Raw genomic sequence first — 21,111 nt, forward strand, 5'->3', positions numbered from 1 at the left:
AGTACGGCCAAGCCCCGCCCTCGGGGTGACGACGCCCGAGCCCGTGGCCGAGAGCCTGGACACCACAATCCGACGGAGGTGTCCATGATTTCCCCGCCCGCCTCGACCGGCCGGGCCCGCGTGCCCGCCTGGATCGTCTGGTCCCTGCGGGCCACCGCCACCCTGCACCTGGCGACCGTGCTGGGGCAGGCGATCATCGCCGGGATGTTCGTCACCGGGCAGGTGGACCTGCTCGCCCACCACAGCCTCAACGCCACCGTGACCACGGTGCTGGTCGGCCTGCAGCTCATCGCCGCGATCGCGCTGTGGCGCCCCGCGCGCGGCCCGGTGTGGCCGCTGTGGGTGAGCGTCCTGCAGGCGGTGTTGCTGAACGTCCAAATTTTGCTGGGCATGGAGCGTCTGGTCGCCCCGCACATCCCGCTCGCGATGGTGATCTTCGGTCTCGCCGTGTGGATGACCGCCTGGACCTGGCGGGGACAGCGGAGGGTCGCGGCGTGATCTCCAGAAGGCTTTTCCTGGGCGGCGCGCTCGGTGCGGCGGGCCTGGCCGCGGCGGGCTGCGGTTCGGTGTCGGCCGAGGTCTCCGGCCGGGTCCTGTCCAGCGCGCTGCCGCTGCCCAGGCCGTTCACCGTCCCGCTGCCGATCCCCGCCGTGGCGCGCCCCACCGGGCCGGGACACTACGAGGTGGTCCAGCGTCCCGCGAAGGTGGAGATCATCCCGGGGACCACGACCGAGGTGTGGGGATTCGACGGCACCTTCCCCGGTCCCACCTTCGCGGTGAGGCGCGCGAGCCCCGTCACGATCCGGGTGCGCAACGAGCTGCCCGTGCCGACCTCCACACACCTGCACGGCGGCGTCACCCCGTCCGGCTCGGACGGCTACCCCACCGACCTGGTGGTGGCCGCCGGGCGCGGCTTCCGGCCCCCGCCCGGCGGCCACTCCCACCACGGCATGCTCGTGGACCCCTCCCAGTGGACCTTGCACGCCGGGGCGAGGGACTACGCGTACCCGCTGGACCAGCGGGCCGCCACGCTCTGGTACCACGACCATCGGATGGACTTCACCGCCCCGCAGGTCTGGCGAGGGCTCGCCGGGTTCATGATCGTCGGGGATGACGAGGACGACGCGCTGCCGCTGCCCAGGGGCGAGCGGGACGTCCCCCTGATGATCTGCGACCGCGCGTTCGAGGCCGACGGCTCGTTCCGCTACCCGGCGACCGATCCCAGCCTGCTGGTGAGCGCCGGGGTCGAGGCCGCCTACATGCAGGGCGTCGAGGGTGACGTGATCCTGGTCAACGGCGCTCCCTGGCCGGTGCTCGAGGTCTCGGCCACCCGATACCGGCTGCGGCTGCTCAACGCCTCCAACGCCCGCCGCTACCGGCTGGAGCTCACCCCCGGCGGCCGGTTCGTCCAGGTCGGCAGCGACGCCGGGCTGCTGGCCGCCCCCGTCGCGCACGAGACGATCACGATGGCCCCCGCCGAACGGTTCGACGTGGTCGTCGACTTCTCCGCCTACCCGGTCGGCAGCGAGGTGACGATGGTCAACACCCTCGGCACCGGCCGGACACGCGACGTGATGCGCTTTCGTGTCGCGCGCCGGGCCCGGGAGGACAGCGCGGTGCCCGGCCGTCTGGCCGCGGTCGAACCGGCCCTCAGGTCGTCCGCCGCCGCTTCGCGTCTCTTCGACTTCCGCAGGACCGGGGTGGGCCCCGACGCCGCCTGGACGATCAACGGCCTGCCGTTCCGGCCCGGTGTCCCGCTGGCCCGCCCCCGGCTCGGCACCACCGAGATCTGGCGCCTCACCAGCGACTTCCACCACCCCGTGCATGTGCACCTGGCCCACTTCCGGGTGCTGTCACGCAACGGCAGGGCCCCGGCAGCGACGGACGGCGGCTGGAAGGACACCGTCGACCTGCGCCCGTACGAGGTGGTGGAGGTCCTGGTGCGGTTTGAAGGCTTCCGCGGGCGCTACATGATCCACTGCCACAATCTCGAACACGAGGACATGGCGATGATGGCCGACTTCGAGGTGGTCTGAGTGCCCGCCGGAGGCGCACGGCGTGACGGGGCGCCCGTTGAGCGTGTCCCGAGGAGAAATCCGAGGACCCGCCTCAGGCGCACGGCGTGGCGGCGTACCCGTTTGAGCGTGTCCCGGGGAGGAAGCCGTAGCATCGGCGGTCCACACGAGGGATGAGGCGATGACGGAACGACTGGTGGTGATCGGCGGCGACGCCGCGGGGATGAGCGCGGCCTCCCAGGCCAGGCGCCGGCGCGGGCCCGAGGACCTGCGAATCGTCGCCTTCGAGAAGGGAGCGCACGCCTCCTACTCGGCCTGCGGCATCCCCTACCTGGTGGGCGGGGAGGTCGCCGACGTGGAGTCGCTGATCAGCCGTCGTCCCGAGGTGTTCCGCGACGAGTTCGCCATCGACCTGCGGCTGCGCAGCGAGGTCGTCGAGATCGACCTGGACCGGCGCGTGGTGACCGTACGCGACGAGGAGGGCCGCCGCGGCCTGGAGCCCTTCGACCAGCTCGTGATCGCCCCCGGCGCCGTACCGGCCAGGCCCGACCTGCCCGGCGCCGACGCCAGGGGCGTGTACGGGGTGCAGACCCTGGACGACGGCATCGCGCTGCTGGAGGCCCTGGAGCGCGGGCCGCGCAGGGCCGTGGTGGTCGGCGCGGGCTACATCGGCCTGGAGATGGCCGAGGCGATGGTGCGGCGTGGACTGGAGGTCTCGCTCGTCGACGGCGGCGAGCAGCCGATGAGCACGCTCGACCCGGACATGGGCGCCCTCATCACCGACGCCCTGCGCAACCTGGGGGTCCAGGTGCACCTCGGCGAACGCATCGAGTGCTTCGAGGAATCAGGGGGGCGGGTCCGCGCGGCACGCACCGGCAGCCGGGCCCTGCCCGCGGACCTGATCGTCCTGGGGCTGGGCACCCGGCCGAACAGCGCGCTGGCCGAGGCCGCGGGCATCCCGGTCGGCGAGACCTCGGGGATCAGGACGAACCGGCGGATGCGGACCCCGGTGGAGGGTGTCTGGGCCGCCGGTGACTGCGTCGAGACCTTCCACCGGGTCTCCCGGCGGCCGGTCGCGATCGCGCTGGGCACCCACGCCAACAAGCAGGGACGCGTCGCGGGCATCAACATCGGCGGCGGGTACGCCTCCTTCCCCGGTGTCGTGGGCACCGCGGTCTCCAAGATCTGCCAGTACGAGGTGGCGCGCACCGGCCTGACGACCGCGCAGGCGCTGGAGGCCGGGTTCGAACCGGTCGGCGAGATCGTGGAGTCCACCACGCGCGCCGGGTATTTTCCCGGCGCCCGGATGATGAAGATCAAGGTGATCGCCGACCGGGGGACGGGCCGCCTGCTGGGGGCCCAGATCGTCGGCCAGGAGGGCGCGGCCAAGCGCATCGACGCCCTGGCCGTCGCCCTGTGGCACGAGATGACGGTGGAGGAGATGACGGGGCTCGACCTGTCGTACGCTCCCCCGTTCGCCCCGGTGTGGGACCCGGTCCTGATCGCCGCGCGCAAGGCGGCAGAGCGCCTTGACCGGCATCCCGCATGATCGGCCGATCGTGGTCGCCGCGAGAAAATCCGGGGGGATGGTTGGGGCGGATGAGAGCGGGCAAGGGCGAAGAATCCAAGTCCCGATACCGACAAGGAGTAGCAATGCTCACATTGACGGACACGGCAGCCCAGGTAATCCGGGATCTCAGCTCGCAGATGACAGACTCCCCCGATACCGGGGTGCGCATCTCATCCCAGAGCGACGGAACCGGATCGCTCGTGCTCTCGATCGCGGAACACCCCGAGTCCGCCGACAGGGTGGTGGAGTCGGAAGGAGCACGGATCTTCCTCGACCCGCAGGTCGTGGACATGCTCGACGACAAGTCGCTGGACGCCGACGTCGACGAGGGGGGCGGCGTCGCGTTTCTCGTCACCGAACAGCTTCCCTGACACCGGAACGGACCCCGGCGCACGCGGGCCCCGGCCCCCGATCGGGGGCCGGGGCCCGTGCGTGTCGCGGGGCTCCCGCCTCGCCCGGTCTCCCTAAGGCCGTCACCGAGCCGGTGAGAAGACCCCTGCCAGCCGAGACGCCGTATCTCCTCTGCGTCCCCCGTAGAGGCATGCCCCTCCGACGTTCGGAGGGGCATGCCGCCGCGAGAGCCGTACGGACGCGTGAAGAGGTCAGGCGCGGGCGCTGCTCAGGGCGAGCGGGTCCCTGGGAGCCCCGGCCTTGGCCTTCTCCATCTCCTCACCGATCTCCTGGAGTCTCTTGCGCCCCATCGCCTCCCGCACCTCCGGGAACCACTCCTCCTCCTCTTCCTTGACGTGATGGCGGACGTTCTCGATCAACACCGTGACCTTGGCGTCGAACCGCTCGTCCTCGGGGTCGAGCCCGGCCAGTTCGGAGAGCATCCAGACCACCACGTGGTGCTCCTCGACGCTCTCCAGGACGTGGTCGGAGGTCTCGGGAGCGCCCTCACGCGCGGCCGGGTAGAAGATCTGCTCCTCGATGTGAGCGTGGACGGTGAGCTCCTCGATGATCTGGTCGACGAGTTCCCGCTTCTTCTTGTACGCCCGCTCCCCCGCGCTCTCGAACTCCTTGAACAGCTTTTCGACGGTCTTGTGGTCGTCCTTCAGCAGAACGATCGCGTCCATTCCTCTCCTTTTCCCCTTCGTGTTCTTCCGGTGACGTTCTTCGTGCTTCTTCTCGCGACCTGTCCGGTGTGTCAGGGGTTGAGAAGAACCTTGATCGCCCCGTCCCGCTTCTTCTGGAAGATCTCGTAACCGTGCGGCGCCTGGTCGAGAGGGAGCCTGTGGGTGGCCAGGTCCATCACCCCCAGAGGGTCGGAGTCGTCGGTCACCAGCGGCATCAGGTCGTCGATCCAGCGCTTGACGTGGGCCTGGCCCATCCGCAGGGTGACGCCCTTGTCGAACATCCTCAGCATCGGCATCGGGTCGGCCATGCCGCCGTAGACGCCGACGACGGAGATCGTGCCGCCGCGCCGTACCGTGTCGACGGCCTGGTTGAGCGCGCGCAGCCGGTCGACGCCCGCGCTGGACATCAGCGGGGCGGCGATCGCGTCGGGCAGCAGGCCGGTGACGGTCTGGGCGAACTTGGCGACCGGGGAGCCGTGCGCCTCCATGCCGACCGCGTCGATCACCGAGTCGGTGCCGCGCCCTCCGGTGAGCTCCCTGACCGCGCCGGGAATGTCGGCGGTCGCGGAGGCGTCGAGCACCTCGGCGCCGTGCCGGCGCGCCATCGCGAGCCGCTCGGGCACCCCGTCGACGCCGATGACCCGGTAGCCCAGGTGTTTGGCGATCCTGCAGGTCATCTGCCCGATCGGGCCGAGCCCGAAGACGGTGACGCTCCCGCCGTCGGGGATGTCGGCGTACTCCACCGCCTGCCAGGAGGTGGGCAGCACGTCGGACAGGTAGACGAACCGCTCGTCCGGCGGCCCCTCGGGAACCTTGATCGGGCCGAACTGCGCCTCGGGGACCCGCAGGTACTCGGCCTGCCCGCCGGGAACCTCGCCGTACAGCCTGGTGTAACCGAACAGGGCCGCACCCATGCCCTGGTCACGGACCTGGGTGGTCTCGCACTGGGCGAAGAGGTTCAGGCCGCACATGTGGCAGTGGCCGCAGGAGATGTTGAACGGGATGACCACCCTGTCCCCCGGCTTGATGGAGGTGACCTCGGAGCCGACCTCCTCCACGATGCCCATCGGCTCGTGGCCCAGGATGTCGCCCTCGCCCATGAAGGGGCCCAGGACCTCGTACAGGTGCAGGTCCGATCCGCAGATCGCACTGGTGGTCACCTTGATGATCGCGTCGTTCGGCTCCTTGAGTATCGGGTCGGCAACCTCCTCGACCCGTACGTCGCGTCTGCCGTGCCAGGTGAGAGCTTTCATGTTCTCCTCCTCGGATGGATGTCAGCGCAGCCGGGGCAGGACCTCTTTGGCGTAGAAGTCGAAGAAGGCGTCCTGCTCCTTGCCGATCTGGCTGATGTAGATCTCGTCGAAGCCCGCGTCCACGTACTCCTTGATCGCCTTGACGTGCACCTCGGGGTCGGGGCCGCAGGGGGCGGAGATCTCGTCCTCGGTGACCGCCTCGGCGAGATCCTCGAAGTGGCGGGGCAGTGGCAGCAGCTGCGAGGCCTCCCCCTTGATGCCCTGGGTCGGCCAGAGCTGGTGCGCGGTCCTACGGCCCGTGGCCTCGTCGGCGGCGTAACAGACCTTCAGCCCGCCCTGGGAGGGCTTGCCCGCGCCACCGGCCTTGTGGAACTTCTCCACCAGTTCGGCACTCGGGGAGGTGCAGATGTAGCCGTCGGCGATGCGCCCGGCCAGCTGCACGGCCTTGTCCCCGAAGGCGGACATGTAGACGGGCGGCGGCTCGTCGGGAAGGGTGTACAGGCGGGCGGTGTCGACCTTGTAGTGGGTGCCCCGATGGGTCACCAGCTTCCCGCTCCACAACTCCCTCATGAGCTCGACCGCCTCCTCCAGCATCTCCAGCCGCTCGGAGGCCGGGGGCCAGCGTGAGTCGAGGATGTGCTCGTTGAGCGCCTCACCGGTGCCGACACCGAGCTGGAACCGGCCGCCGGACAGCGCCGCACTGGTGGCGGCGGCCTGCGCGATGATCGCCGGGTGGGTGCGGATCAGCGGGCAGGTGACGGCGGTGGTGATGGGCAGCGAGGTCGCCTCGGCCACCGCCCCGATCACCGACCAGACGAACGGGCTCTCCCCCTGCACGTCCAGCCATGGGTGAAAGTGGTCGGAAATCCACAGCCCTTCGAAGCCCGCCCGCTCGGCGAGTTTGGCCTGCCGTACGAGTTCCGCCGGACCGTGTTCCTCGCTCGACAAGAAGTATCCGAACTTGGTCATTTCCCCTCCCGGATCGCCTGAGCTGCGGCGATGTCTCCCCTACCCCGTCCGTGCGGGTCAAACGGAGGGCCGCGCCGTACGGATGCCCGGCACGGGCCTGACCTCCTCCGGGCCCTCCCGAAGTGAGATCTCCTGGGAGAAAGGGGTCCCGGCCGGCCCCTCGCCGCACTCGCGGGCGGGAAGGGTTCAGGTCATTTCCACGGATGCCTCGAGCGCTCGCACGGGGCCCGCGGTCGCCACGGTGGCCGTGAACGTCGTCACGAGCGGACGACCGCGACGGCGCAGTGCGCGTGATGCAGGACACCCCGGCTGACCGACCCCAGCAGCAGCGAGCCCAGGGTGCCACGGCCGTGGGAACCGACGACGAGCAGGTCTCCCTCTTTGGAGGCCTCGGCGAGTGCCTCGACCGGGTGCGCGCACCGAACGTCCTCGATGAGGCTCACCTCGGGATACTTCTGCCGCCAGGAGGCGAGCCGGTCGGCCATCGCGGCGTACTGGGCGATGCGGACCTCGTCCATGTCGTAGGCGATCTCCGGGGCGAAGACGTGCACGGGCAGTTGCCAGGCGTACAGGGCGCGCAGCGTGCATTCGCGATGCCTGGCCTGTTCGAAGGCGTAGGCGAGGGCGGGCTCGCAGGCGTCGGAGTCGTCGACACCGACCGTGATCTCGCCGTACGCCGGCACCTGGCCCGGTTGGACCACGACGACCGGGCAGTGCGCGTGCCCGGCGACGTGCATGCTGACCGAACCGATGACGGCTCCGGCGAAGCCGCCGAGACCACGGCTTCCGATGATGATCTCCGCCGCGTCCCGTGCCAGATCGCGCAGGACCAACGAGGGTGGGCCCTCGGCCAACGTGGTGCTCACCTCCGCGGTGGGCTGTCGGGTGCGTGCCGTCGCCTCGGCCTCGTCCAGCACCTCGCGTGCGCCCCGGGTCATCGCGTCCTCCTCCCCGTCGAGGACGGGGAATCTGGAGATGTCGTTCGGCCGGCGGTGCACGGCGGTGACGATGCGCAGCGGCAGGCCGGTACGGGCGGCGTCGTCGGCGGCCCATCCGACCGCGGCGGTCGCGCCGATGGAGCCGTCGGTTCCGGCGATGATCAGAGCGGACATGGCTGTTCTCCCTTCCCTCCCATCAGAGCCGCGCCGGGCGGCCCGGCCCCAGGGCCACAGGTCCCGACTTCGGTGCGCGTGGACAGAGTCTTTTGTCCTCTCCGAGGACCAGGGCTTTCGTCCTCTCCGAGGACCAGGGCTTTCGTCCCCCCTGAGGAGCGGCCTTCCTTCGGGGGCGGACCTTCGCCCCTTTCCCCGGCACCGTGTTCCGCACGATCATGGAGGGGACATCGGCCGTCGAAAGGAAAAGGCACCGTGAAAATCACGGAGATTCTCGAACAGGCGAAGGACACCGTCTCGATCAGGCGGGTCTTCGGCGAGCCCATCGTCCAGGACGGTGTGACGATCATTCCCGTGGCCAGGGTGATCGGTGGCGGTGGTGGGGGCGGCGGAAAGGAAGGGGGCGAGCAGGCCGCGGAAGGGTCGGGGGGCGGGTTCGGTTTCGACGTCACCGCCGCCGGGGTGTTCGTCGTCAAGGACTCCGAGGTCCGCTGGCAACCCGCGGTGGACGTCAACCGCATCATCCTCGGTGGTCAGATCGTCCTCGTCGCCGCCCTGCTGACGGTGCGCTCCATCGTGCGTGCGCGTGCCAGGGCGGCGAGGAGGCGGTGACGCGCGAGCCCGCGCGAACCGGCCGGGCTCCAGGTCCCGTGGCGAAGGTCCCCGATCAGGAGAGGCCGGACAGGCTCAAAGTTCCCTGAAGGAGAGCTCCCGGCCACGGCCGTGCGGGCTGCGGGATCTCACCACGGCCACCGGCCAGGACGCGTGGTGCAGCAGTCCTCGGCTCACCGACCCGAGGAGCCGCGCTCTGAGGGGCCCCAGCCCGCGAGAGCCGACGACCAGCAGTGACGCCCGATGGCCGTGCGACAGCAGTGCCGCGAGCGGCGGTTCACCGGAGACGGTGGCGGTGACGACCATGCCGCGGCGGTCGCCTTCCAACGCGCTCGCCACCTCCTCCACCCATCGCCGAACGTCCTCTCCGGCCGCTGAGCGCGCGAATCTCCCCGTCCGGTGCGGGGTGTCCGCGCACGCGTGGATCACGTGCACCGGCAGCCGGTGGGCCCGGCCGTGGGAGAGGGCGAACCCCAGGGCCGCGAGCGAGCAGGCGGATCCGTCCACCCCCACCACGACGGGTCCCTGCCCCGAACCCGGCCGCGGTGTCACGTCCGGCCGCTGGACGGCGAGCACGGGACAGGGCGCGTACGCGGCGACATGGGCACTCACCGAACCGAGCAGCACGCCGGAGACCCCGCCGAGTCCCCGGCGTCCGACCACGAGCATCCGCGCCGTCCGGCCGAGTGAGACCAGTTCCGGCCCGGCGGCGCCGCGCGCCAGGATCGACCGCACGGTTCGGCCTGGCAGCAGCCGTTCGGCCAGCTCCACGCCGTCGGTCAGGATGCCGCCCGCGAGCGTGCGGCGCTGTCCGGTGACGGCGGCCTCGCGTTCGGCGTGGGGACCGTCCCAGACGTGGCAGACGGTCAGCTCCATCCACCGTGTGCGGCACTCGCGCGCCGCCCACTCGACGGCGGCGCGGCTCTGCGGCGATCCGTCGAACCCGACGACGATCTCCCTCCTCGCCGACGACCACCCGTCCGGGCGTGACGGCCCCTCCCCGGCGAAAACGTCGAAAGAGGCGAACGATGAGAACGGCACGGCGCCCCCTCCTCAGTCGCCCCGGCGAGACCCGGACGGCGGGACGCGCGCCGGGATGTCGTGGGTCCGCGGCTCGCGCCCGCCGACGATCCTCAGGCCGCGCCACACCTCGCCGACGCCGACGCCGACGACGCCGACGCCGACGCCGACGACTCTGTCGGCGAGAGCCCTGTCGGCGAGGGCCGAGTCCGTACTCACCACCACATACGCAGCCATGTCGACCTCCTCGGGGAGTGTCTCCATCCCATCGCCACAGCGGTGTTCGCACAGCGGCCGAACGGCCCGTCCGGCCGGGACTTCCGTCCCGCGCGCCGGTCTCGCCCGCGGCCGAACGACGTCTTCCGGGCAGGTGGGCGGCCCAGACGGGGGACGGGGGCGCTCATCGGCGGGCCTGGCCGTCGCGGACGTGCTCAGGAAGAGGGGCCGTCCTGCGGGGTGGCCCTTGACCGGACGCGCCTTCCGCAAGTTTTGTGATCTTGAAATTTCATGGAACACTACCTGAAATCCATAGGCAGTGAGAGAAAATAAGCAATAGCCTCAATTTCGCCTTCTGGACGATCTTGCCATGGCAAGTCAAGAAACATGGCAGTTCACGGAAAAGACATTGGTTCCCACTGACGGTCCAGGTCCGGCAGGCGGAGATGCTCGGAGGTGATGTGAACGCTCACACAGACGCAGGCGACATAGCGCGCCAGATCGTCGGCGCCCGGCTCCGGCAGCTACGGCTCCAGTGCAACCTGACCGCCGCCGAAGCCGGCAAGGCCATCCGCGCCAGCGAGTCGAAGATCAGCCGTATGGAGACCGGGCAGCGAGGCTTCCGCCGCGACGACCTGCGTGACCTGTTCACCCTGTACGGGGTCGTCGACCCGTACCAGCAGGAGATGCTGCTGTCGGTGGCGTTCGGCGAGCGCAAACCCGGCTGGTGGGACAGCAAGGAACTCCCGCTGGACACGGCGGTGGTGATGCGCCTGGAACAGACCTCGGACCTCATCCGCACCTACCAGCCGTTCGTCGTCCCACCGCTCCTGCAGACCCCGGAATACGCGGCGGCGGTCCACCGGATGAGCCGATACCCGGACCCGGCCCCGCGCGTCGAGAGGAACGTGGAACAGCTGCTGCGCCGCCAGAAGGTACTCGCGGGCGACGACCGGCCCGTGCTGTGGGCCGTGATCGAAGAGCCCGTGCTGTGGCGGCCGATCGCGGGGATCGACGCGCACATCCGCCAGCTCATCGCGCTGACCGCCTCCGCCCAGATGAAGGGCATCAGCATCCAGGTGAATCCGATGGGCTCACACTTCATCCCCGGATACGGGCCTTTCACCATCTTTCGCAGTGGTCACGGCCGGCCCCAGATGATCGCGATGCACGGCCAGCGGGACGAGGTCGCCGAGCGGTCCCTCCGGGAGGAGCACGCCGTCACCTTCGACCGGCTCTCGCTCGCGGCCCGCGACCGTGGCGACACGACGGCGCTCCTCATGAGGATCTGTGACCGCATTCACGTAATGGACGACCGTTCCCCTCTTGGAAAGGCATCAGGTGACCCATCCCAGTGACGCGTCGCAGGCGAGTGCGGCCCGTATGTACGATGTCATGCTCGGCGGCGAGGAGAACTTCGCGGCGGACCGGGAGGCCGTCAGGATGCTGGTGGCTCACTTCCCGACGGTCCCCGACGCCTGCCGGGCCAACCGCGGCTTCCTGCTGCGATCCGCCAGGGCGATGGCGGAAGCCGGCGTCGACCAGTTCCTGGACATCGGCTGCGGCCTGCCCACTCCCCCGAATCTCCACCAGGTCGTGCGCGGGATCCACCCGGACGCCCGCGTCGTGTACGTCGACAACGACCTGACGGTCGTCACGCACAACCAGTCGACGGTGGACCACTCCGGCGTGGTGACGATTCACGGCGACCTGCGCCGGCCACAGGAGATCCTCGACCATCCCCGGGTGCGGGCCACGCTCGACTTCACCAGGCCGATCGGCGTGTTCACGGTCGCGGTGTGGCACTTCGTCGTCGGGGACACCGCGCACGACCTCATGGCACAGTTGCGTGACGCCCTCGCGCCGGGCAGCTACCTGGGGCTGACCCACGCCTGCTCCGACACGATGCCGGAGGACGAGGCGTCCGCAGGGCTCGCGGTGTACGGGCAGACCCGCAACCCGGTACACCTTCGCACCATGCGCGAGGTCGGCGAACTGTTCGAGGGGTTCGAACTCCTCGACCCCGGACTCGTCCTGGCCGCGGACTGGCGCCCCGCCGACGGCGATCCCTACCCCGAGCACGCCTTCGAGGTCGTCGCCGGCCTCGGCCGGATCCCACCGCGCTGAGTGACGGCGCTCCGGCCACGCGGCCTCGTGCCGGGCCGTCCGGCCGCGAACTCCCGCCCTCGGATCGGAGGCCGCCGAACCGGCACCGAACCCTGATCGTGATCTTTTAAGGTAATTCGAGGTAACTCTTCTTTTTCGCGAGGTATCAGACCCAAGGACCTTGACCGGGAGCGGCGCCGACGCTCACGAGAACGACCGCCCGGAGCCGGGCGGCGAGCGCTCGCCGCCCGATGGCGGAGTCACCGTTCACCGGAACCCGGAGGTCGTTCCTCGCATCAGGGAGAGAGCAATGAGACCCGCCCGTGTCCACCTACCGCTCGGTGGGATCGCCCCCGCGGTGGCATTCGCCGTGATCGCGGCAACCACCATGACATCACCGGCGCCCGGTGACCGGGCGGCCACGACGGTACGCGCGCCGTCGGCGCCCACGGGTGAGCCGCTGCCCCCCTGCCGCCGATCGCCGGGCCACGCCAAGCCCACGGTCGTCCTGGTACACGGCGCCTGGGCCGACGCCTCCAGCTGGAGCGGCGAGGTGGGCTCCCTGCAACGAGCGGGCTACACCGCGCGGGCCATCGCCAACCCGCTGCGCGGGCTCACCGGCGACGCCGCGTCCGTCGCCGACTTCCTGAGAACGATTTCCGGCCCGATCGTGCTCGTCGGACACTCCTACGGAGGTTCGGTGATCACGAACGCCGCCGCGGACGTCCCGAACGTCAGGGCCCTGGTGTACGTCGACGCGGCGGCGCCCGACATCGGGGAGAGCACCGGCGAGCTCAGCGGCCACGACTCCGCCCTGTCCGCAGATCCCGCCTCTCTCTACGAGACGGTGTCCTACCCTGCGGCGCCCCAGGGAGCGGAGGACCTGTATCTCAGGCGGGACACCTTCGTCCGCTCGTTCGCCTCGGACCTGCCCCGTGCCACGGCCCTGCGCCTGTGGGCCTCCCAGCGGCCCGCCTCGACCAGCGCGTTCACGACGCCGTCGCAGGCCGCGGCGTGGAAGACGATCCCCTCCTGGTACTTCATCAGCACCGGCGACCGGATCATCACCCCGTCCTCGGAACGGTTCATGGCCCGCCGGGCACACTCGAAGGTCACCGAGTTTCCCGGCGGCTCTCACCTGACCCTGGTGTCGCATCCGGACGCGGTGACAGCGGTGATCGGATCCGCGATCTGCTCCGTCCGCTAGACCTGTTCGTCGCGAACCGGCGGCTCCGTCCGATCCGGTACGACGGGTGATCCCCGGGCCGATCGGATCGCACGCGGAACACATGGCCGGCATACGGTGGCGGCGCCGGCCGATCAAGGACGCAGCGCCGGCCGGGTCGTCCGGCGACACGGCCTGACGCCGAAGCCGCCACGCGGGGGTGCCCCGCGTGGCGGCTTCGGCGACGGGCCGGCGCTACCCGGCGGCCGGACGGTAGTCCAGCACGATGGCACCGGAGCTGAAGGCCGCGGTGCCGGCCAGCCTCCAGGAGGAGGTGGCGACACCGTCGGGGAACAGGCGCTTGCCGGAGCCGACCACGACCGGGTGGAGGAAGAGCTTGAGCTCGTCGACGAGCCCGTGCTCGATCAGGTAAGCGACCAGCTCGCCGCTGCCGTAGATCAGCAGGTCCTGGCCCTTCTCGGCCCTGAGCCTCGCGACCTCCTCGGCGACGTCCCCCTTGATCACGGTGGCGTTCCACTCCGGATCCCGCAGGGTGGTCGAGGCGACGTACTTCGGCAGGCCGTTCATCTGCTCCGCCCCCGGCGTGCCCTCCATCTTCGGCCAGGCCTGCGACATGCCGTCGTAGGTCTTGCGTCCCAGCAGCAGCGCCCGGCTGGCGTGCAGCTGGCCACTCTGGAACCTGGCGTGCTCGTCGTTCCAGTACGGGCCGGTCCAGGCGGGCTCCTCCACGACGCCGTCCATCGAGATGTAGATGACTGCGACAACCTTGCTCATGTCCTGCTCCTCAAGGGTGGCCGGCCCTTCTGGCCCGCTGTTTTCGATGTGCCTTCAGCGTGGCGGAACCCGTTTACGGATTGTTTACGGCTTCTCGCCGGACAGGCGGCCGCGGCCGGTCAGGCCAGGTCCCACAGCAGGCGGTAGTAGGCGATGCGCTCGGGGTCGGGGACGATTCCGTACGCCTCGTACACGACGCCGTCGTAGCCGGGGCCGTAGTTCCAGTCCATGCTCCACGCCGCGACCGCGAGGTCCGCCCACCGGTCGGCCACCCCGAGCGAGCCCAGGTCGACGTGCGCGGCGAACGTTCCGTCCTCGTGCAGCAGGGTGTTGGGGGCACACGCGTCCCCGTGGCAGACGACGAGGCGATCGACGGCGGGGGGATTCCCGATGCGGGCCCGTGCCTCCGCGAGTCCCAGGTGCCGGTGCTCGGGGAACCAGTCGGCGGGTCCCTCGCCGTCGGTGACGCGTTCGTCGGCACGCGCGAGCCGCCGCTCGACACTCCATTCGTACGGGCACCGGTCCACGGGCAGGGTGTCGTGGAGCAGGCGCATCCCCCGGCCGATCGCGGCCGCCGCGGTCGCCGGGGCGTCGCTCCAGCGGGGATCCACCGCCGAAAGGCCCGGGACCGCCGCCGTGACCAGCCACGCGCCGTCGGCGTCCGTACCGTGCTCGAGGACCCGCGGGACGGTCACCCAGCTCCGTGCCCAGATCAGGCGCTCCGCCTCCGCCTGAAGGTCGATCTCCGGGGTGCCGTCGGCGACCCACTTGGCGTATCTGATGCCGCCGCGTCCGTCTTCGAGGCGGAACGTCAGCCCGCCGAGCTCGTTGCGCCACACCGGGGTGACGGTGTCACCGGCGGCGAGCGCCGTGACGACGCCGGGCACGGTGACGGGGCCGGTCGGGATCTCGGAGATGACGGGACGGCTCATGAGAACCCCATCCTTCATAGGCGCGGCGCCGGCGGCAAACGGTTTTCCCTCCGAAGGGCCCGGCCGTGGGGACGAGCCGGGAAACCGATTGCCGCGTCCCGCGCGGGCGGTCAAGGATGAAGGCGGTGAGCAGAGCGAAGATGCACCCCGACGAGATCCTGACCGATGTTCCGCTGGTTCGCCGACGCTTCCGAGCCGAGCTCGACGTCGACGACGCGGCCTGGTCACGTGGCCGCGGCTGGGCGCTCTACCAGGCCGTAACGGGGCTGGCGTACTACTGGGATACCAATCCCGGGATGGTTCGGCAGACCGCGCACGCGCTGGCGCAGATCCTGGCCGACGACTTCCCGTCGTGAGGTGCCCGGCCCGTGCTCCGGTGCCCGCGGTCGGCATCGCCTGATCCACCGCGGGCACCCGTCGCGGTACGCGTGCGGCCGGCCGCCGTTCGATCAGGCGTTCCCCTTCTTCTCCACGGGGGAGCCGACGTCCGGGGCGAACTGCGCCAGCGAGACCTCGGTCGCGGCGGCGATCTCGGCGGAGTCGGCGGTGCCCGAGGCCTCGATCGCCGCGACCCACGCGTGGACCGACTGCCGGCAGAACTCCTGGCCCTCCGGCGAGTTCGCCGCCGCGACCGGGTCGTCACTCACCTCCCCGGCGACGAACAGGCCCAGCGCCATAAGAGCGCCGTCCCATCCTGGCCCGACATAGAGCGCGCCCGCGCCGCTGCCGGCCATCTCCAGGGGGACGGTGTGCTCAAGTTCGAGGGTGGTCGCCTCCTCCCCGTCGGGGGACAGGCGCAACTCGACCAGGCTGCTCTCGCCGCCGAACGTCACCTTCAGCAGGCTGGGAGGCTCGCAGCGCAGGATCCGGCCCCCCGCGTTGCCCTCCAACTGGAAGTCGCCGCCGACCCGCAGCTCGCCGCTGATCGGCAGGAACCAGCGCTTCATGCGGTCGGGGTCGGTCAGCGCCTCCCACACGTCATGGATCGGCGCCTCGTAGCGGCGGCGCAGCAGGACGCCGACGGCCTCGCCGTCGGCCGTCGGCCGGTTGCCGACCTCACGGTTGATGGCGTTGATCTGGGCGATGATGTCGATCATGGATTTTTCTTCTCCTTGGCAGAGGGGCGACCGTCGGCCGCCGCGCCCGGATCGTCGGTCGGGTGGCGTTCGCCGCGGGTGAGTTCGGTGGCCAGCACGTCCAGATGCCGGCTCCAGAACCGGCGGAAGCGTTCCAGCCACAGGTCGATCTCCCGAAGGGGGGCGGAGTCCATGGCGTACAGGCGGCGGACGCCTTCGGCCCGGACTTTCGCGAACCCGTTCTCCCTCAGCACCCGCAGATGCTGCGAAACCGCCGAGGGAGAGAGTTCGAACTCCTCCCGGATGACCGCGGTGATCGCACCGGAGCTCCGCTCGCCGTCGGCGAGCAGCTCCAGGATCCGGCGCCGGACCGGATCACCGAGAACATCGAAGGCGTGCACAGGACACATTATTTCAGCATTCACTTATATAAGTCAACGCTGCCATAACGGCGACGCGACCCACCGGCCTTCGGCCCCAACACCACCGCCCTCAGGGCCCGAGCCCCTGCCGGAGGTCGACACCTCCAGGATCACCGAGAGGTCCCGCCGCCCTTGCCGGGCGCGACGGGACCTCTCGGCGGCCCGGGGTCAGGCGCGGCGCAACCCGACGTACTGGAGTTCGGCGAAGGCGCCGACCAGCAGAGCCTGGGCGACGACGAAGGCGACACCCAGCGGGTTCGGGTCCACCCAGCCCGTGAACAGCAACAGGACACTGTCCACGGCCCACAGCGCGTTGACGACGATCAGCGCCCAGACGCCCGCCCTGGGCGGAACCGGGCGGGTGGCCAGATAGGCGACGAACGCCGTGAACGGCAGCAGCCCGATCCCGGCCCAGCGGATCAACGGCTCGGGGAGGGCGAGCAGACCGGCGAGCGGGGTCGCCGCGACGGCCAGCAGGAGCGCGAACCCTCCGGTGAGGACGGCGTCCGTCCTTAGCGCGCGGGTCAGCAGGGAGGTGCGGCGAGCGGTGGGGGCGGTCGTGGTCATCGATGTCTCCTTCGCTGAGGGTGTCGGGTTTCGACACGCCCAGCACACCGCCCCACCCGCTGCCATCTGCAGACATGGCACTGCCATTCACTGCCGATTCTCACGACGAAGATCATCGGCGACGAGTTTGGCCGCCGCGTTCTGCCAGTTGTAGAGCGTACGTTCGGGAACCTCGCGGACGAACCAGTCGAACGCCTGCCGCTCGGCGGCGGCGAGCCCACCTCGGTCGGCCCCGCGCCGGTAGGGACGCAACCCTCGAACGTACGGGAAGTACAGCACGTTGTAGAAGCGCCACTCCTCACTGGTGCCGAACTCGCCGTCGCGGGGCTTGAGCCGCTGGATGCTCTCCAGCAGCAGGTGCTTCAACTCGGCCGCCCGCTCCAGGGGAATGTCACCGGTGATCCGCGCGTCGATCACCGGCAGGTTCGCGAGCGGGCTGCTGGCGAGCTTGCCCAGATCGCCGTAGTTGGCCAGGGCGCGCCGCGTCAGCCGGACGAACTCGGTCTCGTCCGGCGGCGGCGGACCCTGCTCGCGGCGCGGTAGCGCCTCGGACGTCTCGCGCAGCTCGGCCCGCTCGCGGCGGATCCCCGAGTCGCCGGGAAAGGCGATCCGGTCCAGCGCCCGATGCACAGGACCGGCCAGCGTCTGCGCGGCGACGGCCACCGCGATCACGCCGAACAACAGCGCCGAGAGGGCGGGCGTGGACTCGCCGAGCGCGACGGCCAGGGCGACCTGGCCGCCGGAGGCGACGGCCACGGCCGTCGCCCCCAGCAGGGACCGCAGCATGTCGCGCCAGAGCGCCTCCCCCGCCTGGAACGCGCTGGACATCGCGATGGCCACGCCCAGCAGGACCATGTCCACGTCGATGGCGACGATGGAGAGCAGACCGGGCGGGCCGAACAGCGGGAACACGAGCAGCGCCGCCCCCAGCCAGAAGAACAGCGTGGCGACCACCACCAGCCACCCGGCCCGCGGCGGCCTGGCCCGCACGAGCAGCATCAGCACCCCGGCCAGCGGTCCCAGCAGCAGCACCCCGGCCACCACCCGCGCCGCGAGGCTCACCCCCTCCCCCAGCCCGGCCACCAGCAGCCACGTGAACACCACGAGCGTGAGCGGGACGAGCCCTCTGGACCAGACCCGGTCCAGCCACTCACCACCGGGAACGAGAGTCAGCACGGCGCCCGTCCAGAGCAGCGCCGGCAGGCAGACCAGCGTGGTCTCGACCGCGCCCAGCGTCTTCACCGCGTTGTCCGGTACGGCGGTGAGCACCTGGGCGATCGCCAGCGCGACGGCGTAGGCCAGCAGCCCCAGGCCGGCCCGCCTCGGTCCGCGCTCGCGAGGGTCCCGGGCGATCACGTAACACCCGAGCCACCAGGTGAGCCCGAACACGGTCGCGACGGCGAAAAGCATCGGCCTCCCTTCCCGCTCCCTTACGGTCCTTCCCGGGCGCGAGCGTATCGGCCGCGCGCCGCGGGTCGATCGTCAGGTGGACCAAGATCGCCAGGGAAGGAAGGTGATCTTGATTTTCGTCTGTTCATGGCCTCGCACGGGCGCCTTTACATTGTAGATCAATAACCGTCGGCCCTCGCGACGGAGAGTTTCTCGCGTCGAGCCCGCCGACTCACCGGATCCGCGACTCGATGCCGTCCAGCAGGTAGTCCAGCCCGATGCCGAACACCTGGTCCCAGTCATTACCGATCGGGGCCCCGTGCGCGGCGAGAGTCGGATACAGCTCACCGTCGGCCCGCACCCGCAGCTCGGCGGCCCGCCTCCACCCGGCCTCGCCGTACGCGGCACCGGCGACCTGCATCGTCGCGGAACCGATGACGTAGTTGGCCAGGGCGTAGGCGGCGGCGGTGAGGCCTGGACCGGTGAAGCCCGCCCCGGCGAGCACGGCGTGCAGGTATTCGGTGCGGGCCAGCACGTTGGGGCCCAGCAGAGGACGGTCGAGCACCGCCACCGACCACGGGTGGCGCAGCATGGTGGCGCGCCACTCGGTGATCAGAGCGGTGACGTCGTCGCGCCACGCCCCCCGCGACGCCGGCGGGACGGGCACCTCGCCGAACACGGCGTCGAGTGCGAGGTCCAGCACGTCGTCCTTGGTCTCCACATGCAGGTAGAGCGTGGTGGCGGCGGTCCCCAGCCGCTCGGCGAGGCGGCGCATGGTCAGCCGATCGGCCCCCTCCTCGTCCAGCAGCTCCACGGCCGCCGCCACGATCCGCCCGAGGGTGACGACCGGCTCGGCCCTGCCCGCGCGCGGGGGGCGCAGCCACACCCCGGGCGCCGCCTCACCGCTCCGGCGCCGCGTTCTCCTGCCCGGCGTAGCGCTCACGACCCTCCGATCCCCGACTCTCCCGCTCTGAGGATCTTAATGGCTTGAGAAGCGGCCCGATCAATGTTCATAGTGTATGACCAATGTTCTAGCTGCGGTTTCGCCCGTACAACGCGCCGAGAACCGCCATCTTCGAGGAGAGCCACCGTGGGACATGTCGAGGCCGACGAGCTCACCTACGTGCTGCCGGACGGACGGCTGCTGCTCAACGAGGTGTCCTTTCGCGTGGGTGACGGCGTCACCGCGGCACTGATCGGCCCCAACGGAGCGGGAAAGACCACCCTGATACGACTGATCGCCGGCGACCTCCCCCCCTCTTCCGGGCGGATCATCGCCTCTGGCGGGCTCGGTGTGATGCGCCAGTTCATCGGGGGCATCCGTGGAGGTCAGACGGTACGCGAGCTGCTGCTGTCGGTGGCCCCGCAACGCGTGCGCGCCGCGACCGCCGAGTTGGAGCGGGCCGAGCGGGCGATGGATGAGCGTGACCTGGAGGAGACCCAGCTCGCCTACGCCCGCGCCCTCGGCGACTACGCCGACGCCGGCGGCTACGACATCGAGGTCACCTGGAGCGCCTGCACCACCTCGGCGATGGGTGCCGACTACGAGCACGTCGCGGACCGCGACGTCGGCACACTGTCGGGCGGGGAGCAGAAAAGGCTCGCGCTGGAGGCTCTCCTGCGCGGCCCCGACCAGGTCCTGCTGCTCGACGAGCCGGACAACTACCTGGACGTCTCCGGCAAGCAGTGGCTGGAGGAGCAGCTGAGGGCCACCAGGAAAACCGTCCTGCTCGTCTCCCACGACCGCAGGCTGATCGCCAACACGGCGACCCGCGTCATCACCGTGGAGTCACGCGGGGTGTGGACCCACGGCGGCGGCTTCGCCACCTACGCCCAGGCCCGCCTCGACCGCAACGAGCGCCTGCACGAACGCCGCCGCCGCTGGGACGAGGAGCACGCCCGCCTCAGGAAACTGGTCCACACCCTGCGCCAGAAGGCGACCAACAACGACGCCGTCGCCTCCGCCTACCGGGCCGCCCAGACCCGGCTGGGCAGGTTCGAGGAGGCGGGCCCGCCCGAGAGCGCACCCAAGGAGCAGAACGTCCGGATGCGCCTGAGCGGGGGCCGTACCGGCAAGCGCGCGCTCACCTGCACCCGCCTGGAGCTCACCGGCCTGACGGAGCCGTTCGACGTCGAGATCCACTACGGAGAGCGGGTCGCGATCCTCGGCCCGAACGGCTCCGGCAAGTCCCACTTCCTGCGACTGCTCGCCGAATCGGGAAGTGGCGCGCTCTCCCCCGCGTCCACGCCCCCGGACCCGGTACGCCACCGGGGCACCGTGGAACTCGGGGCCAGGGTCGTACCCGGCTACTTCGTCCAGACGCACGCCCGCCCCGACCTGGCCGGAAGGACTCCCGCCGACATCGTCACGGCCGCCGGGTCGCTCACACTCAACGACGCCATGGCCTCCCTCGCCCGCTACGAGCTCGCCCCCGCCGGTCGGCAGCTTTTCGAGACCCTCTCCGGCGGGCAGCAGGCGCGCCTGCAGATCCTGCTGCTCGAACTGTCGGGAGCCACCCTGCTGCTGCTCGACGAGCCGACCGACAACCTCGACCTGGCCGGCGCGCAGGCACTCCAGGACGGCCTCGCCTCCTTCTCCGGCACCGTGCTCGCCGTCACCCACGACCGATGGTTCGCCGACGACTTCGACCGCTTTCTGATCTTCGGCGCCGACGGGGAGGTCAGGGAGTCCGGCGAACCCCTCTGGCAGCCGGACCGCGACCGCCGCGCACGATGACGGGCCGCGAAGCGGTCGAAGTCGTCGGCGAACATGTCACCGGCCTCGACCCGGCGGGTCCGCGTCCGATTCGTACAAG

At 70.6% G+C, this 21,111-nt stretch carries 23 protein-coding genes; 10 read left to right on the forward strand and 13 right to left on the reverse strand.

The features are described from left to right. Nucleotides 1-84 precede the first annotated feature (84 nt). The 4 genes from ACFY3V_RS18970 to ACFY3V_RS18985 all read left to right on the forward strand — a co-directional run bounded on the left by ACFY3V_RS18970 (nt 85) and on the right by ACFY3V_RS18985 (nt 3,956). Nucleotides 85-498: a hypothetical protein gene (locus tag ACFY3V_RS18970; protein WP_362905989.1), complete on the forward strand. Its 414-nt coding sequence runs from the start codon at nt 85-87 to the stop codon at nt 496-498. Continuing rightward, nucleotides 495-2,036, forward strand: coding sequence for a multicopper oxidase domain-containing protein (locus ACFY3V_RS18975; protein ID WP_362905987.1), 1,542 nt, complete (start codon nt 495-497; stop codon nt 2,034-2,036). The genes ACFY3V_RS18970 and ACFY3V_RS18975 overlap by 4 nt, the downstream gene beginning before the upstream one ends. A gap of 160 nt (nt 2,037-2,196) precedes the next feature. After that, on the forward strand, nt 2,197-3,564 hold the full coding sequence (locus ACFY3V_RS18980; protein ID WP_362905985.1) for an FAD-dependent oxidoreductase: 1,368 nt from the start codon (nt 2,197-2,199) through the stop codon (nt 3,562-3,564). Between the two features lie 104 nt (nt 3,565-3,668). Continuing rightward, nucleotides 3,669-3,956: a Fe-S cluster assembly protein HesB gene (locus ACFY3V_RS18985; RefSeq protein WP_350949887.1), complete on the forward strand. Its 288-nt coding sequence runs from the start codon at nt 3,669-3,671 to the stop codon at nt 3,954-3,956. A 231-nt stretch (nt 3,957-4,187) separates the two neighbouring features. On the opposite strand, the gene ACFY3V_RS18990 is transcribed toward ACFY3V_RS18985, so the two are convergent. The 4 genes from ACFY3V_RS18990 to ACFY3V_RS19005 all read right to left on the reverse strand — a co-directional run bounded on the left by ACFY3V_RS18990 (nt 4,188) and on the right by ACFY3V_RS19005 (nt 7,995). After that, nucleotides 4,188-4,661 (reverse strand): hemerythrin domain-containing protein, encoded by a 474-nt coding sequence (locus tag ACFY3V_RS18990; protein ID WP_362905983.1) that lies wholly within the window; start codon nt 4,659-4,661, stop codon nt 4,188-4,190. Nucleotides 4,662-4,732: 71 nt separating this feature from the next. Further along, a complete protein-coding gene (locus tag ACFY3V_RS18995) occupies nt 4,733-5,914 on the reverse strand; it encodes a zinc-dependent alcohol dehydrogenase (protein ID WP_362905981.1) in 1,182 nt (393 codons plus the stop codon). Between the two features lie 21 nt (nt 5,915-5,935). After that, nucleotides 5,936-6,883 carry a TIGR03557 family F420-dependent LLM class oxidoreductase gene (locus ACFY3V_RS19000; protein WP_389774812.1) on the reverse strand — a complete coding sequence of 316 codons (948 nt, stop codon included), beginning with the start codon at nt 6,881-6,883 and terminating at the stop codon, nt 5,936-5,938. Between the two features lie 257 nt (nt 6,884-7,140). After that, a complete protein-coding gene (locus ACFY3V_RS19005; protein WP_362905977.1) occupies nt 7,141-7,995 on the reverse strand; it encodes a universal stress protein in 855 nt (284 codons plus the stop codon). Between the two features lie 255 nt (nt 7,996-8,250). Here ACFY3V_RS19005 and ACFY3V_RS19010 point away from each other — a divergent pair, with 255 nt between their 5' ends. Next, the gene (locus ACFY3V_RS19010) at nt 8,251-8,607 is read left to right on the forward strand and encodes a spore germination protein GerW family protein (RefSeq protein ID WP_350949882.1); all 357 of its coding nucleotides are present in this window, start codon (nt 8,251-8,253) and stop codon (nt 8,605-8,607) included. A 75-nt stretch (nt 8,608-8,682) separates the two neighbouring features. Here ACFY3V_RS19010 and ACFY3V_RS19015 read toward each other — a convergent pair whose 3' ends face one another. Both ACFY3V_RS19015 and ACFY3V_RS19020 read right to left on the reverse strand, forming a co-directional pair. Then, nucleotides 8,683-9,648: a universal stress protein gene (locus ACFY3V_RS19015; protein WP_389774816.1), complete on the reverse strand. Its 966-nt coding sequence runs from the start codon at nt 9,646-9,648 to the stop codon at nt 8,683-8,685. A gap of 12 nt (nt 9,649-9,660) precedes the next feature. Then, on the reverse strand, nt 9,661-9,864 hold the full coding sequence (locus ACFY3V_RS19020; RefSeq protein WP_389774819.1) for a hypothetical protein: 204 nt from the start codon (nt 9,862-9,864) through the stop codon (nt 9,661-9,663). Nucleotides 9,865-10,304: 440 nt separating this feature from the next. Here ACFY3V_RS19020 and ACFY3V_RS19025 point away from each other — a divergent pair, with 440 nt between their 5' ends. The 3 genes from ACFY3V_RS19025 (at nt 10,305) to ACFY3V_RS19035 (ending at nt 13,156) form a co-directional block, all read left to right on the forward strand. Next, complete coding sequence (locus ACFY3V_RS19025; RefSeq protein ID WP_389774822.1) at nt 10,305-11,201, forward strand: helix-turn-helix domain-containing protein; 897 nt, start codon at nt 10,305-10,307, stop codon at nt 11,199-11,201. Further along, nucleotides 11,185-11,970, forward strand: a complete 786-nt coding sequence (locus tag ACFY3V_RS19030) for an SAM-dependent methyltransferase (protein WP_362905970.1) — start codon at nt 11,185-11,187, stop codon at nt 11,968-11,970. The genes ACFY3V_RS19025 and ACFY3V_RS19030 overlap by 17 nt, the downstream gene beginning before the upstream one ends. A gap of 289 nt (nt 11,971-12,259) precedes the next feature. Then, nucleotides 12,260-13,156, forward strand: coding sequence for an alpha/beta hydrolase (locus ACFY3V_RS19035; protein ID WP_362905968.1), 897 nt, complete (start codon nt 12,260-12,262; stop codon nt 13,154-13,156). Between the two features lie 213 nt (nt 13,157-13,369). Here the strand turns inward: ACFY3V_RS19035 and ACFY3V_RS19040 are convergent, their stop codons facing one another. Beyond that, a complete protein-coding gene (locus ACFY3V_RS19040; protein ID WP_362905967.1) occupies nt 13,370-13,909 on the reverse strand; it encodes a dihydrofolate reductase family protein in 540 nt (179 codons plus the stop codon). Nucleotides 13,910-14,028: 119 nt separating this feature from the next. Continuing rightward, nucleotides 14,029-14,841 carry an aminoglycoside 3'-phosphotransferase gene (locus ACFY3V_RS19045; protein ID WP_362905965.1) on the reverse strand — a complete coding sequence of 271 codons (813 nt, stop codon included), beginning with the start codon at nt 14,839-14,841 and terminating at the stop codon, nt 14,029-14,031. A gap of 125 nt (nt 14,842-14,966) precedes the next feature. Here ACFY3V_RS19045 and ACFY3V_RS19050 point away from each other — a divergent pair, with 125 nt between their 5' ends. Further along, nucleotides 14,967-15,197, forward strand: coding sequence for a hypothetical protein (locus ACFY3V_RS19050; protein ID WP_389774825.1), 231 nt, complete (start codon nt 14,967-14,969; stop codon nt 15,195-15,197). A 93-nt stretch (nt 15,198-15,290) separates the two neighbouring features. Here the strand turns inward: ACFY3V_RS19050 and ACFY3V_RS19055 are convergent, their stop codons facing one another. The 5 genes from ACFY3V_RS19055 to ACFY3V_RS19075 all read right to left on the reverse strand — a co-directional run bounded on the left by ACFY3V_RS19055 (nt 15,291) and on the right by ACFY3V_RS19075 (nt 19,238). After that, complete coding sequence (locus tag ACFY3V_RS19055; RefSeq protein ID WP_362905961.1) at nt 15,291-15,938, reverse strand: SRPBCC family protein; 648 nt, start codon at nt 15,936-15,938, stop codon at nt 15,291-15,293. Continuing rightward, nucleotides 15,935-16,318: a metalloregulator ArsR/SmtB family transcription factor gene (locus tag ACFY3V_RS19060; RefSeq protein ID WP_362905959.1), complete on the reverse strand. Its 384-nt coding sequence runs from the start codon at nt 16,316-16,318 to the stop codon at nt 15,935-15,937. Before ACFY3V_RS19060 ends, ACFY3V_RS19055 begins: the two co-directional genes overlap by 4 nt. 189 nt (nt 16,319-16,507) lie before the next feature. Then, nucleotides 16,508-16,906 (reverse strand): hypothetical protein, encoded by a 399-nt coding sequence (locus tag ACFY3V_RS19065; RefSeq protein ID WP_362905957.1) that lies wholly within the window; start codon nt 16,904-16,906, stop codon nt 16,508-16,510. Nucleotides 16,907-16,993: 87 nt separating this feature from the next. Next, nucleotides 16,994-18,316 carry a hypothetical protein gene (locus tag ACFY3V_RS19070; RefSeq protein ID WP_389774830.1) on the reverse strand — a complete coding sequence of 441 codons (1,323 nt, stop codon included), beginning with the start codon at nt 18,314-18,316 and terminating at the stop codon, nt 16,994-16,996. A 211-nt stretch (nt 18,317-18,527) separates the two neighbouring features. Next, complete coding sequence (locus ACFY3V_RS19075) at nt 18,528-19,238, reverse strand: TetR/AcrR family transcriptional regulator (RefSeq protein ID WP_362905953.1); 711 nt, start codon at nt 19,236-19,238, stop codon at nt 18,528-18,530. Between the two features lie 147 nt (nt 19,239-19,385). Between ACFY3V_RS19075 and ACFY3V_RS19080 the strand changes: the two genes are divergently transcribed. Next, complete coding sequence (locus ACFY3V_RS19080) at nt 19,386-21,032, forward strand: ABC-F family ATP-binding cassette domain-containing protein (protein ID WP_389774833.1); 1,647 nt, start codon at nt 19,386-19,388, stop codon at nt 21,030-21,032. Nucleotides 21,033-21,111 lie beyond the last annotated feature (79 nt).

This window comes from Streptosporangium sp. NPDC000095 (assembly GCF_042899335.1).
Classification (GTDB): domain Bacteria; phylum Actinomycetota; class Actinomycetes; order Streptosporangiales; family Streptosporangiaceae; genus Streptosporangium.